Raw genomic sequence first — 11,899 nt, forward strand, 5'->3', positions numbered from 1 at the left:
CCCTCGATCCGGCTGATTTCGAGCACTCGCCGGGACGGGGCGTGCCACGGGGCGTCCGTGCAGGTGGCACCGGGGGTGGGAAGGGGTGTCGTGGGGTGGGAGTGGAGGGGTAGGAGGGGTGGGGGTGGCGGTCGTCGGTGGTCGGTGGTGGCGGTCGGTGGAGCGGCCGGTGGCCGAAGTCGGCGGGGCGGTCCGGAGCCGGCCGGTGGCGGCCGGTGGCGGCCGGCGGTGTCCGAGGTCAACGCCGATGGCACGGAACGCGATCGATGTCCCGTCGTGCGGTCAAAACGTCATGATCAGGGGGATTGCGGAACCGGCCCCCTCATCTATTAAGTTACTTCGAAGAAGGTGGGCGGGGCAGCACCCCCCCGTTGCTCGCCCTGCCCGCCTTCGTCCTCCCCGGCCCTGGCCGGGCCGTCTCCCGGCCCCGTCCGGTCCGTCCCCAGATTCCCCCGAAGGAGAACGACCGCCATGGGTAAGCGTCGCAAGCCCAGCCCCCCGAGCCGGGCCCGCATGGCGGTCCTCACCACGGCCATGGCGGCCGGCGGCGCGGTCCTCGCCTCCGGCACCGCCCACGCCGAGCCGGCCCCGAGCCTCGCCACCGTCAAGGAGCAGGTCGACCAGCTCAACGAAGAGGCCGAGCAGGCGATCGAGAAGCACAACGGCTTCCAGGCGAAGCAGCAGAAGCTCCAGGGCGAGGCCAACCTCATCCAGGAGAAGGTCGCCCGCGGCCAGGAGGCGATGAACGAGCTGCGGACCCGGCTCGGCGCCGTCGCCGCCGACCAGTACCGCACCAACGGCATAGACCCGTCGGTCCAGCTGATGCTCGACTCCGACCCGTCCGCCTACCTGGAGCGCGCCTCGGTGCAGAACCAGGTCTCCGACTCCCAGGCGAACCTGCTCAAGCAGGCCCAGGACGAGCAGCGCAAGCTCGACCAGGACCGCGCCGAGGCCACCGCCACCCTGGCCGCGCTCGACTCGGTGGGCACGCAGCTGGCGGAGCAGAAGAAGGACATCCAGACCAAGCTGGCCCAGGCGCAGGAGATGCTGAACAAGCTCAGCGCCGAGGACCGCGCCAAGATCAACGCCCAGCAGAGCGCCGAGAAGGCCAAGGCCGAGGCCCAGCAGGCGGCCGCCGCCGCGGCCAAGGACCGCGCCTCCCGCTCCGCCGAGCGCCCGGACATGAACGCCCCGGTGCCGTCGGCCAGCGGCCGGGCCGGCACCATCATCGCGTTCGCCCAGGCCCAGCTGGGCAAGCCGTACGGCTGGGGCAAGAGCGGCCCCGCCAGCTTCGACTGCTCCGGCCTCACCAGCCAGGCCTACCGCGCCGCGGGCGTCACGATCTCCCGGACCTCCGAGGAGCAGTGGAAGGACGGCCCGCACATCGACCGCGCCAACCTCCAGCCCGGTGACCTGGTGTTCTTCTATGACGACCTGCACCACGTCGGCCTGTACATCGGCGACGGCAAGATGATCCACGCCCCGCGCACGGGCAAGAACATCGAGGTCCTGCCGATCTCCGTGATGCCCTACAAGGGCGCCGTCCGCCCGGCCTGACCGCGCGCCTCACCAACCGGGCTGAGGCCTGACGGGCCGCCGCGGACCGGGGTCACCGGCCCACGGCGGCCCCTGTCCGCGGCGGCCCCGGTCCGCCGCGGGGTCAGCGCAGCGGGCGGCAGAGCAGGACGTCCGGGACGCCGTAGTGGAGCCACTTCCAGGTGTCGGCGACACCCGCGACGTACTCGTCGTCGGCGCACTGGCCCTTGTAGTAGCCCGGCGCCCAGTCGCTGGCGGTGGAGCCGCCGGTGGCCGGGCGGTTGTCGCCGTGGTCGAACCACACCGTCCGGCCCGTGGTGGGCAGCGGGGTGGCGGACGGGGCGCAGAGCAGCGCGGACATGGCGTTGCGGTTGACGCTGTAGCCGACGGCGAAGGTGTTGTCGGGGCACTGGAGCTTGTCGTAGCCGGTGGCCCAGTCGCCCCCGGTGACGTAGCGCTGGTCGGTGACGGTCACCCAGGCCCCGCCGCCGGTGACGGGCCGGCCGGCGTCGGTGCACAGGCCGCGGCTGTCGCTGCGGCCGAGGCCGACCAGCCGCTGGCCGTCGGGGCAGTTGCCCTTGCGGTTGCCGGGGCTCCAGTCGGGCAGCGCCAGCATCCGGGTGGAGACGTTCTGGTCGGCGTGGTCGAGGTCGAGCATGTTCCAGTGGCTCACCGGGGCGACCTGACCGGTGTACGAGGGCGCGTCGACCAGCTTGTGCCAGTCGGCGGCGCGCCAGTCGCCCGGGTCGTCGAGGCCGAGCTGACGGCCGTCGGCGTCGTAGGAGAGCAGGGCCCAGTTGTCGTTCGGGACGCCGCCGCTCTGCCAGCCGACCAGCGGCCAGACGGCGAAGTCGGTGTCGTTGGCGGCCAGGATGTCGGTGAAGCGGTCGAACCAGGCCTGTTCCTTGGTGTTCGTGGAACCGCGTCCGGCCGCGCCGAACTCGCTGATCCAGACGGGCGCGGTGAAGTGCTGGCCGGAGCGCGTGACGAACAGCGCCTCCTGGTCGACCACCTGGGCCAGCTGTTCGGGGGTGAAGTCCTGGTAGCGCGGGTCGCTGGTGGCGCCCAGGCCGCCGGCCGCGCCGGTGTTGGCCGGGCCGGTGTAGGCGTAGAAGTGCGCGGCGTAGACCAGCTTGTCGGACCGGACGAGGGTGTTCGACAGGGTGGCGACCGGGGTGAGCATCGGCCGGCCGTGGGAGAACCCGGCGGCGGGGATCCCGTACCAGTTGATGCCCTCCATGACGACCAGCATGTCCGGGTCGGCCTGGAGGATGCGGTTGCCGGCCTCCTCGAAGGCGGCGTACTCGTCGTGGGCGTCGCCCATGCCCCAGTTGGGGTCGTCCCAGGTGTCCCGGCGCACCTCGTTGCGCAGGTCGGCGCCGACGACGCGCTTGTCCGCCTTGTAGCGGTTCACCATGAACAGCCAGTCGTCCTCCCACTGCGCGGTCGACTGGCCGCTGTTCCACCGCTCGTTGCCGTCCAGTCCGCAGCAGAACCGGTAGCTGGTGGTGTGGTTGTTGAGGATCACCGCGAAGCCGTCGGCGGTCAGCGCGGCGACGACGGCGTCGTACACCTGGAGCGGGGTCTTGCCCCTGAGCTGCGGGTTGGCGGTGACGGCGGCGTCCGGCACCGGAGTGGTGTCGTGGATCATCGCGTTGGCGAACGGGAGCCGGACGCTGTTCAGGCCGAGGCCGTGCAGGCCGGTGAGGATCCGGCTGATCGGCGCCCGGTCCAGGCCCAGCGGGATGTTGTACGACACCTGGCCGGCCTGGTTGTTCGCCGGGTCCGTGGTCGAGCCGCTGCCCTCCCAAGTGCCCTGGGCACCGGCCCAGTTGCCGGCCTTCAGTTTGAACCGGTCGCCGTTCGCGTCGACGATGTAGCGGCCTCGGGTGCTCAGCGGGCCGGTCCAGGAGGCGGCGAGCGCCGGGCCGTTCGGGGTCGCCTGCGCCGCCGGGGCGGGGGTCGGGGAAGCGGGGGCCGGGGCCGCGACGGCGGCCGGCCCGGCGAGCAGGGACGCCGTCGCGACGGTGGCCACGAGGAACCGGCGGCGTATTCGTGGTGAGCGGGCTGGACTGCTGGGGTTCACATGGTCTCCACGGTGCGGGGGAGCGGGGGCAGGAGTGCTGACGGTATGTCGGAGTGCCGTCCGCGGAACAGGGCCTGGATGAACCGTTGGGAAAGGCCCTGTTCCGCGATCGTGAAGTCTCGGCGATCGCGATCCGAGAGTGCGCGACCCATTCAGAAACACCGTCTGCGAATGCTAAGTTACCCGGCGGTCAGGACCAGTGCGATGGCTCCGGGCCGCGTATCCCACCACAAGTCACCTCCGCTTCAGCACCGTTGACCCGAAGGGACCCTCCACGTGACCGTGCGCAAGCTGACGTCGTCAGCCGCCGCGACAACGACCGTGCTCCTCCTCTGCGGCGCCATCCTGAACGGAGCGGCGGCCTCGCCGGCCGCTGCGACCACGACCGGCACGACCACCGCGACCAGCACGACCTTCGCGACGGCCGATCCGGCCGCCGCGCCCGCCGGCTCCGGCACGCCGGCGACGCTGGCGCCCCCGGCGTCCGGTACGGCCGAGGCCGTCGTGGCGACACCGGCGCAGGGCAGCGCGCCGGCCACCGCCACCGCCGCCCCCGGCCTCGCGCTCTCCTCCTACGACGCGGCCACCGGCTCCGCCGTGCTCGCGCCGACCACCACCGGGGCGCAGTCGCCCTCCGCCAGGGCCGATGCCCCGGCCGCGGCCGACGACGCCGCGGCCGCCGTCCAGCCCGGCCAACTGATCGACAGCCCGCCCACCCCGGCGGCCCCGCAGGGCGCGCTGGTCGCCGTCACCGGCGTGCAGCCGGGCGCGGACGGGAAGGTCGTCGTCACCACCCGCCCGGCCACCCTCCCCGAGCTGCTCGGCGCGACCAGCACCAGCCTGCACAGCGCCGTCAGCCCGAGCGCGTTCCAGGTCCAGCCCCGGATCGGCGGCATCCAGGTCACCACCGACCTCGGAACGACCGAGGGCCACGGTTCCGTCTCCGGGAGCCTGGGGCTCACCGCCGACGCGACCGTCCCGCTGCCGAACGGGTCCTCGGCGAAGCTCTCCGGCTCGGTCTCGATCACCCCGGCCGTGGACTTCTCCTACCAGGGCGGCCTCGGTCTGATCGACCCCCAGCAGGCCCGGATCGGCTTCAGCCTGGGTGCGCACGCCGACTGGCACGTCAGTGCGGACCTCAGCGCGAGCACCGGGGCGGTCCGGATACCGCTGGCCACGTACAGCGCCAGCCCGGTGGTGATGGTCGGCCCGCTGCCCGTCGTCATCAACCTGAACTTCACCCTCTCCGCCGACATCGCCGCCGACGGCACCGTCACCCTCGACGCCGAGCAGGCGTACGACGGCCAGTGGGGCGTCCACTCCGACTACGTCAAGGGCCCGGGCTGGACCACCACCACCGACCCCGGGACCTCCACCGTCACCCCGCTGCGCCTCAACCTCAGGGGCTCGGCCTCGGCGAAGGCCGGCCTGCTCGCCGAAGGATCGATCGCCCTGTACGACACCGTCGGCGTCAAGGCGTCGATCGAGCCGTACCTGCGGGCCGCCGTCAACGGCTCGATCGTCCTCGACGGCGCCGGCGGCACCCCGGACATCAACGGCACGGCCGCGCTCTACGGCGGACTCGACATCAACGGGGCGCTGATGGCACGGCTCGCCATCCTCGGCACCCCGATCCTCTCGGCCGACCTGCCCTTCCTCGCGTTCCACCGCGAGTGGCTGCTGGCCTCGGTGAGCACCGGCCCGAACCCGCCGCGTCTGGTGGACTGGACCTCGCTCAGCTCCGGCCTGTCCGACGACGCCCACTCCGCCTACCTGAAGACCCGGGCGGACTGGGACCCGTACGCCCTCAAGGCGTCCTGCCCGGACGGCAGCCGGCTGATCGGTCTCAGCCACGGCGGTGACGACGGCCTGTGCACGGACGTCACGAAGGCGGACCTGTGGGACGCCGGCCACGCGTACCTCGTCGACCACGGCGGCACCTACGTGAACACCGACTGGGCGCCGGGCTACAGCAAGGCCCAGTGCCCCGCCGGCTCCTACGTGTCCGGCTACAGCCGCAACGGCCGGACGATGGGTGTGCTCTGCGCCAAGTCGACTGCTCCGCTGGGTACTTCGACCCGCACGCTCTGGTTCGACAAGGGCGACAACCGGCCCGCGGTGGCCTCGGGCGGCGACTTCGCGTACGGCTTCGCCAAGGGCCAGTGCGCGAACGACGAGTTCGTCGCCGGCGTGGCCTACAGCCAGCCCTGGTGGCAGCTGTGGGCGGCGCGGCCGTACGCCCTGCTCTGCCAGAAGCTCGCCTGACGCTCTCCTGGTCCTCGCTCGACCTCTCCTGACCCTCTCCTGACCCGCGCGCGGGCAGACCCGGCCGGGCGTCACTCCTCATCGGGTGGTGACGTCCGGCCGGGGCGCGGCCCGCGTCGCACGCCGCGTGTCAACGAGCCGCGTGGCTCGCGGCGTTCTGCGACGAAGCGGTCAGAAGGCGGCGAGCCGCCGCAGCAGGTGCGCCGGGTCGGTGAGGCCGCAGGCCCGGCGGACGGCGGCGTCGTGGGCGGCGGCGAGGGCGTCGAGGCGGGTGAGCCGGGTGCGGCCCTGGCGGGAGAGGTGGGCGGTGATCCGGCGGCGGTCCTGGTCGCCCTGGCGCCGGTAGGCCCAGCCGGAGTCGCACAGCGAGTCCACCAGCCGGCTCAGGCTCGCCTGCGGGATCAGCAGGGCCTGGGCCAGCTCGCCCATCGCGTGCCCATGGCCGTCCGCGAGGGCGCGCAGCAGCCGCCACTGGTCGACGGTGCAGTCCTCCTCGGCCAGGGCGGCGGCGAGGCCGCCGGAGAGCCGGCGGTGCGCCAGTGTGACCAGCTCGACCAGCAGCGGCTCCGGGACGGCGGGTCGGTCCGTCGAGCGGCCGGCGGCCTGATCCGTCGCCGCGCCCGTCGACTCGCCGGCGGCCGGGCCCGTCGACTCGCCCGTGGCCGGGCCCGCGGGATCGCCGGGGCGGTCGTCGACCCCCGGCGCGGCACCAGCTGCGGTCATCGGACGCTCCCTTCCGGCCTTCCCCGATATCGGCGGTACGACGATACTCGCACTGTGAGCGTCGAGGTGAGCTTGATCGATCCGCTCGATGCGCTGCACTCGGTCCGCGAGGGGGCGGCGTTCCGGGTGGGCCTCGTCGTGCCGCAGTCCGGCCCGCTCGGGCTCACCGGACCGTCCGCGCTGGACGGTGCGCTGCTCGCCGCGCACGAGGTCAACGCGGCCGGCGGTGTCCTCGGCCGCCCGCTGGAGCTGGTGCTGGTGGACGGCGGCGGCGCGCCGGACCGGGTCGCCGGCGAGGTGCGGCGACTACTGGACGCCGGGGCGCTGGACGCGCTCGCCGGGTGCCACACCAGCGATGTGCACCGGGCGGTGGAGGCCGTCGCCGCGCGCCGGATCGCGTACGTCTTCACCCCGCCGCACGAGGGCGGTTCCCGGCTGCCCGGCGTGCTCTGCACCGGCCTCGACCCGTACCGTCAACTCGGCTCCGCCGTCCAGCAGCTGACGGAACGCCACCGGATCCGTCGCTGGGCGCTGATCGGCAACGACTACATCTGGCCGCGCTCCGTCCACCGGGCCGCCGAGCGGCTCGCGGCACGGGCCGGTGCCCGGGTGGTGCTGGAGCGGCGGGTCCCGTTCGGGGCGGTCGAGGCGATGCTGGAGCCGCTGCTGGACGCGGTGCGCGCCGCCCGTGCGGACGCCCTGCTGCTCAGTCTGATCGGGCGCGACCTGGTGCACTTCAACCGGGCGTTGCGGCGCAGCGGGCTGGACCGCACGCTGGTGCGGCTCTCCGGCGCCCTGGAGGAGAACGGCCTGCTCGCGCTCGGCGGCGACGACACCGGGACGCTGTACGCCGCGATGCCCTCCTTCGCGACACTGGCGGAGGAGCGCCGGCAGAGCCTCGCCGAGCGGCACCGGGCGCTGTGCGGCCCGTGGGCGCCGGTCCTGGACGCCTACGCGGTGGGCCTGTACGAGGGCCTGCACCTGCTCGCCGGCCTGGCGGCCCGCGGGGCCCTGGCCCCGGACGGCCTGCCGGCGGCCGCCGGGCGGTTGCTGCACCGCGAGGGTGCGGGTCGGGCGCCGATCCATCTGGCCCGGGCCGAGGGCCTCGGCTTCGCCGTTCTGCCGCGGTAGCCCCGGACGCCTCCTTCTCGCCAGGTGGAATGTCGGAACAGAACCCTTCCATCTGGAAATAGTTGCCCCTACAGTCTCTCCACACACCCGCAGGGTCGTCACGGAGAGAGAGCACCATGGCCGACACACCCGCGCCCCAGGGCATCGAGAGCTACGGCTACCAGCAGGAACTGCGCCGTTCGCTCGGCTTCACCGACCTGCTCGTCTACGGGCTGGTGTTCATGGTGCCGATCGCACCGTTCGGCATCTTCGGCGGTGTCTTCCAGGGCTCCGGCGGCATGGTCGCCCTGGCCTACCTCCTCGGCATGGTGGCGATGATGTTCACCGCCCTGTCGTACGCCCAGATGTCCCGGGCCTTCCCGATGGCCGGCTCGGTCTACACCTACGCGGGCCGCGGCATCGCCGCCCCGGTCGGCTTCCTGTCCGGCTGGATGATCCTGCTCGACTACGTGCTGGTGCCCGGGCTGCTCTACCTGATCGCCGGCGTGGCGATGAACTCGCTGGTGCCGTCCGTCCCGGTCTGGCTCTGGCTGATCGGCTTCGTGCTGCTCAACACCGTCGTCAACTACCTCGGCATCGAGACCACCAACCGGGTCAACAAGGCGATGCTGATCGGCGAACTCGTCGTGCTGGCCCTGTTCGTGGTGGTCGGCGTCATCGCCCTGGCCGACGGCAAGGGCCGGGGCTTCGACTTCACCCCGCTGTACAACGCGCACACCTTCTCGTGGAGCCTGGCCTTCGGGGCGGTCTCGATCGCGGTGCTCAGCTTCCTGGGCTTCGACGGCATCTCCACCCTCTCGGAGGAGAACCGCGACTCCACCAAGGCCATCGGCCGCTCCATGGTCGCCGCGCTGCTGCTCGCGGGCACACTGTTCGTCGTGCAGACCTGGGTCGCCTCGCTGCTGGTCGCCGACCCGGACGCGCTGATCCGGGACGGCGACCCGAACGGCACCGCCTTCTACGACGCGGCCCGCACCGCCGCCGGCGGCTGGCTCGCCACGCTCACCGCCGCCTCCACCGCCGTGGCCTGGGGCTTCGCCAACTCGCTGGTCGCCCAGGCGGCCACCTCCCGGCTGCTGTACGCGATGGCCCGCGACCGCCAGCTGCCCGCCTTCCTGGCCCGGATCCACCCCACCCGCCGGGTGCCCGTCAACGCGACCCTGCTGACCGCCGGGGTCTCGCTGGTGCTCGGCCTCTACACGGCCTCGCGCGAGGACGGCATCACCCTGCTCAGCACCCTGGTCAACTTCGGGGCGCTGACCACCTTCCTGGTCCTGCACGTCGCCGTGGTCGTCCACTACCTGATCCGCAAGCGCAGCAAGGACTACTGGCGGCACCTGATCGCCCCGGCGCTCGGTTTCGCGATCCTCGCGTACGTGGTGGTCAACGCCGACATCGCGGCCCAGCGGCTCGGCTTCGTCTGGCTGCTCGTCGGCGTGATCGTGCTCGCCGGGCTGATGGCGACCGGGCGCAAGCCCCGGCTGGCCGTCACCGAGGCCGAACCCGCCACCGTCACCGTCACCGACGCCGTCGCCGACGCCACCACCTCCGATGCAGCCGTCGCCCCGGAGGGCACCGCAACCCCGGAGGCCACCGCCGCCCCGGACGTCACCGCCACCACGAACGCCACCACCACGAACGCCACCACCGCCGAGGAGAAGCAGTGAGCCTGCCCGAGATCGTCCGGCTGACCCCGACCCCGGAGGACTACGCCTACACCTTCGGCGGCCGCGCCCCGCTGGTCACCGTCCAGCCCGGCACCGTCATCGAGCTGACCACCGAGGACTGCTTCGGCGGCAAGGTGCGCGGCACTGGCGACCTGCCCAGCCAGGTGTGCGTCTTCCCCTACCTCAACCCGGTCACCGGCCCGGTCGCGGTGGCGGGCGCCGAGCCCGGGGACGTCCTCGCGGTGCACTTCGTGGAGATCACCCCGGCCCGGGAGTACGGCGTCTCCAGCACCTTCCCGCACTTCGGCGCGCTGACCGCGACCCACAGCACCGCGATGCTCCACCCGGCCCTGGAGGAACGGGTCTGGGTCTACGACCTGGACGTCAAGGCGGGCGTCTGCCGGTTCCGGGCCCGCAGCAGCGAGTTCACGGTGGAGCTGCCGCTCGACCCGATGCACGGCACGGTCGGGGTGGCCCCGGCGGGCGGCGAGGTGCTGGCCTCCATCACCCCGGGCGCGCACGGCGGCAACCTGGACACGCCCGAGATGAGGGCCGGCACCACCGCCTACTTCGGGGTCAACGTCGAGGGCGGCCTGCTCGCCATCGGCGACGGCCACGCCCGCCAGGGCGAGGGCGAGGTGTGCGGTACGGCGGTGGAGGCGGCGATGCGCACCACCGTGATCGTCGACCTGATCAAGGGCGGCGGTCCGGCCTGGCCCCGGCTGGAGAACGACGACTTCCTGATCAGCACCGGCTCGGCCCGTCCGCTCGAGGACGCGTTCCGGATCAGCCAGCACGACCTGGTCGGCTGGACGGGCGACCTGCTCGGCCTGGACCAGCTCGACGCCTACCAGTTGGTCAGCCAGGCCGGGCTGGCTCCGGCGGCGAACGTCTGCGACACCAACTACACGATGGTCGCCAAGCTGCCGAAGAACCTGCTCGGCCGGGCCCGCGCCTACGACGGGCTGCACGACCGCCTGCGCGAGACCGCCGGGGCGTACCTGCGGCACCGGTAGCGGCCCGGCGGCGCGGCCAGGTCAGGCCAGGTCGGGCCGGGCCGGGCGCCGGTTCGGGCGTGGGTTCAGGCGCCCGGGTCAAGGTCCCGGCAAATCCCCAGACCCCCACCCCACCCCCACCCGGGGCCCGTCGGCACCCCCACGCCGACGGGCCCGCGGGGGCACCCCTGGGCTTCAGGGGTGCGGTGCGCAGACCAGCAGGTACGGGAGCAGCGGCAGCACCGACACCCCGAACCGCCAGACCGTCCGGCGCCGTCCGGCCCCCGGACGGCCCAGCCGCCGGACGCGGGCGAGCACCCCGGTGGAGGCCACCGCCAGCGCCTCGCCGCCCCCGCCCGGATCCGCTGACCCCGACCCCGGCCCGCTGGTCGCCAACACGCAGAGGGCGGCGGCCAGTTCACTGCGCGACACCTGCTCCAGCGCCGCGTCGTCCGCCGCCATCTCCAGCAGCAGCGCCACCTCGGAGCGCCCCAGTCGGGCCAGCGGCAGTGGCCCGAACAGCAGCGCGAAGGTGTCGGCCGGCAGCCGGAACAGGTGGTGACGGCCGTGGATGTGCCCGTGTTCGTGCGCGACGGCCGCGGCGAGCTGCCGCTCGTCCAGCAGTCGCAGCGCCCCGCGCGACAGCACCACCCGGGGCCGGCGCCCGGGCAGGCAGTAGACGGCCGGACGGGCGTGCTCCAGCACCAGCACGCCCCGGCGCCGATCCGGTACGCCGACCACGTCCAGCACCGCCCGGTGCCGTCGCCGGGCCCGTCCGGTGCGCAGACCGACGGCCGTCACCAGGGCGGCGAACAGGGCCCCGCCGACGGCGAGCAGCCACCAGTCGTGGGTGTGCGGCAGCCCCGGCCCGGCCGGTTCGGCGGGCAGGGGCCGGCCGAACGGGCCGAACAGGCCGAGCAGCCCGGCCGGCCGGTGGGCGAAGGGCTCCAGCGCGTGGTGCGCGGTGAGCAGCAGGGCCACCGCGAACGAGGCCATCAGGGCGAGCCAGAGCACCGCGCCCGCCGCCGGACGGGCCTGGAGCCGGGCCGAGCCGGCCAGCCGTCGGGGGAGCAGGACGCCGGTCACCAGCAGATGGAGGCAGAGCACCGCGAGGGTCACTCAGGGCCCCGGGACTTCACCTGTTCGAGGGCGGCGAGCAGGGCCGAGGCCTCGTCCCCGCTGATCCGGTCGACGAAGTGGAGCAGCGCGCCCGCCCGGTCGGGGGTGGTCTCCAGCGCCTGGTGCATCAGCCGGGCGGTGTACTCCTCGCGGGTGCAGGTGGGCTCGTACACCCAGGCGCGGCCGACCTTGTCGCGGCGCAGCCAGCCCTTGGTGTGGAGGATGTCCGCGACCGTGGTGACGGTGGTGTACGCGACGGCCCGTTCCCGCTGGAGGTCGTCCACCACCTCGCGCACCGTGGCGGGCCGGCCCCAGGACCAGAAGCGGTCCATGATCTCGGCCTCCAGATCGCCGAACCCCCGTAGCACCGCCCTCTT

General features: G+C 73.4%; 9 protein-coding genes. 5 read left to right on the forward strand and 4 right to left on the reverse strand.

Annotation, left to right across the window (positions count from 1 at the left end; all coding sequences use genetic code 11):
• Positions 1-471 precede the first annotated feature (471 nt).
• Entirely contained in the window at positions 472-1,557 is a 1,086-nt protein-coding gene (locus tag ABZ449_RS03120; RefSeq protein WP_360339222.1) for an NlpC/P60 family protein, read from the forward strand.
• A gap of 103 nt (positions 1,558-1,660) precedes the next feature.
• On the opposite strand, the gene ABZ449_RS03125 is transcribed toward ABZ449_RS03120, so the two are convergent.
• Positions 1,661-3,622 carry a cellulase family glycosylhydrolase gene (locus ABZ449_RS03125; RefSeq protein WP_360339225.1) on the reverse strand — a complete coding sequence of 654 codons (1,962 nt, stop codon included), beginning with the start codon at positions 3,620-3,622 and terminating at the stop codon, positions 1,661-1,663.
• A 276-nt stretch (positions 3,623-3,898) separates the two neighbouring features.
• On the opposite strand from ABZ449_RS03125, the gene ABZ449_RS03130 reads away from it, so the two are divergent.
• Positions 3,899-5,887, forward strand: coding sequence for a hypothetical protein (locus ABZ449_RS03130; protein ID WP_360339228.1), 1,989 nt, complete (start codon positions 3,899-3,901; stop codon positions 5,885-5,887).
• Positions 5,888-6,058: 171 nt separating this feature from the next.
• Here ABZ449_RS03130 and ABZ449_RS03135 read toward each other — a convergent pair whose 3' ends face one another.
• The gene (locus ABZ449_RS03135) at positions 6,059-6,610 is read right to left on the reverse strand and encodes a MarR family winged helix-turn-helix transcriptional regulator (protein WP_360339231.1); all 552 of its coding nucleotides are present in this window, start codon (positions 6,608-6,610) and stop codon (positions 6,059-6,061) included.
• A gap of 54 nt (positions 6,611-6,664) precedes the next feature.
• On the opposite strand from ABZ449_RS03135, the gene ABZ449_RS03140 reads away from it, so the two are divergent.
• The 3 genes from ABZ449_RS03140 to ABZ449_RS03150 all read left to right on the forward strand — a co-directional run bounded on the left by ABZ449_RS03140 (position 6,665) and on the right by ABZ449_RS03150 (position 10,424).
• Positions 6,665-7,741, forward strand: coding sequence for an ABC transporter substrate-binding protein (locus ABZ449_RS03140; RefSeq protein WP_360339234.1), 1,077 nt, complete (start codon positions 6,665-6,667; stop codon positions 7,739-7,741).
• Between the two features lie 116 nt (positions 7,742-7,857).
• Positions 7,858-9,408, forward strand: coding sequence for an APC family permease (locus ABZ449_RS03145; RefSeq protein WP_360339237.1), 1,551 nt, complete (start codon positions 7,858-7,860; stop codon positions 9,406-9,408).
• The gene (locus ABZ449_RS03150; RefSeq protein ID WP_360339240.1) at positions 9,405-10,424 is read left to right on the forward strand and encodes an acetamidase/formamidase family protein; all 1,020 of its coding nucleotides are present in this window, start codon (positions 9,405-9,407) and stop codon (positions 10,422-10,424) included. The genes ABZ449_RS03145 and ABZ449_RS03150 overlap by 4 nt, the downstream gene beginning before the upstream one ends.
• A gap of 174 nt (positions 10,425-10,598) precedes the next feature.
• Here ABZ449_RS03150 and ABZ449_RS03155 read toward each other — a convergent pair whose 3' ends face one another.
• Positions 10,599-11,522, reverse strand: a complete 924-nt coding sequence (locus ABZ449_RS03155) for a M56 family metallopeptidase (protein WP_360339243.1) — start codon at positions 11,520-11,522, stop codon at positions 10,599-10,601.
• Entirely contained in the window at positions 11,519-11,890 is a 372-nt protein-coding gene (locus ABZ449_RS03160; RefSeq protein WP_359898734.1) for a BlaI/MecI/CopY family transcriptional regulator, read from the reverse strand. The genes ABZ449_RS03155 and ABZ449_RS03160 overlap by 4 nt, the downstream gene beginning before the upstream one ends.
• Between the last annotated feature and the right edge of the window lie 9 nt (positions 11,891-11,899).

Origin of the sequence: Kitasatospora sp. NPDC005856 (assembly GCF_040629945.1) — a bacterium.
In the GTDB taxonomy this organism is placed as follows: domain Bacteria; phylum Actinomycetota; class Actinomycetes; order Streptomycetales; family Streptomycetaceae; genus Kitasatospora.

What these genes read in the sequence shown, in the direction of transcription:
- ABZ449_RS03145 (WP_360339237.1), top strand. Translation starts at nt 7,858, where the DNA reads ATGGCCGACACACCCGCGCCCCAGGGCATCGAGAGCTACGGCTACCAG.
- ABZ449_RS03120 (WP_360339222.1), top strand. Translation starts at nt 472, where the DNA reads ATGGGTAAGCGTCGCAAGCCCAGCCCCCCGAGCCGGGCCCGCATGGCG.
- ABZ449_RS03135 (WP_360339231.1), bottom strand. Translation starts at nt 6,610, where the DNA reads ATGACCGCAGCTGGTGCCGCGCCGGGGGTCGACGACCGCCCCGGCGAT.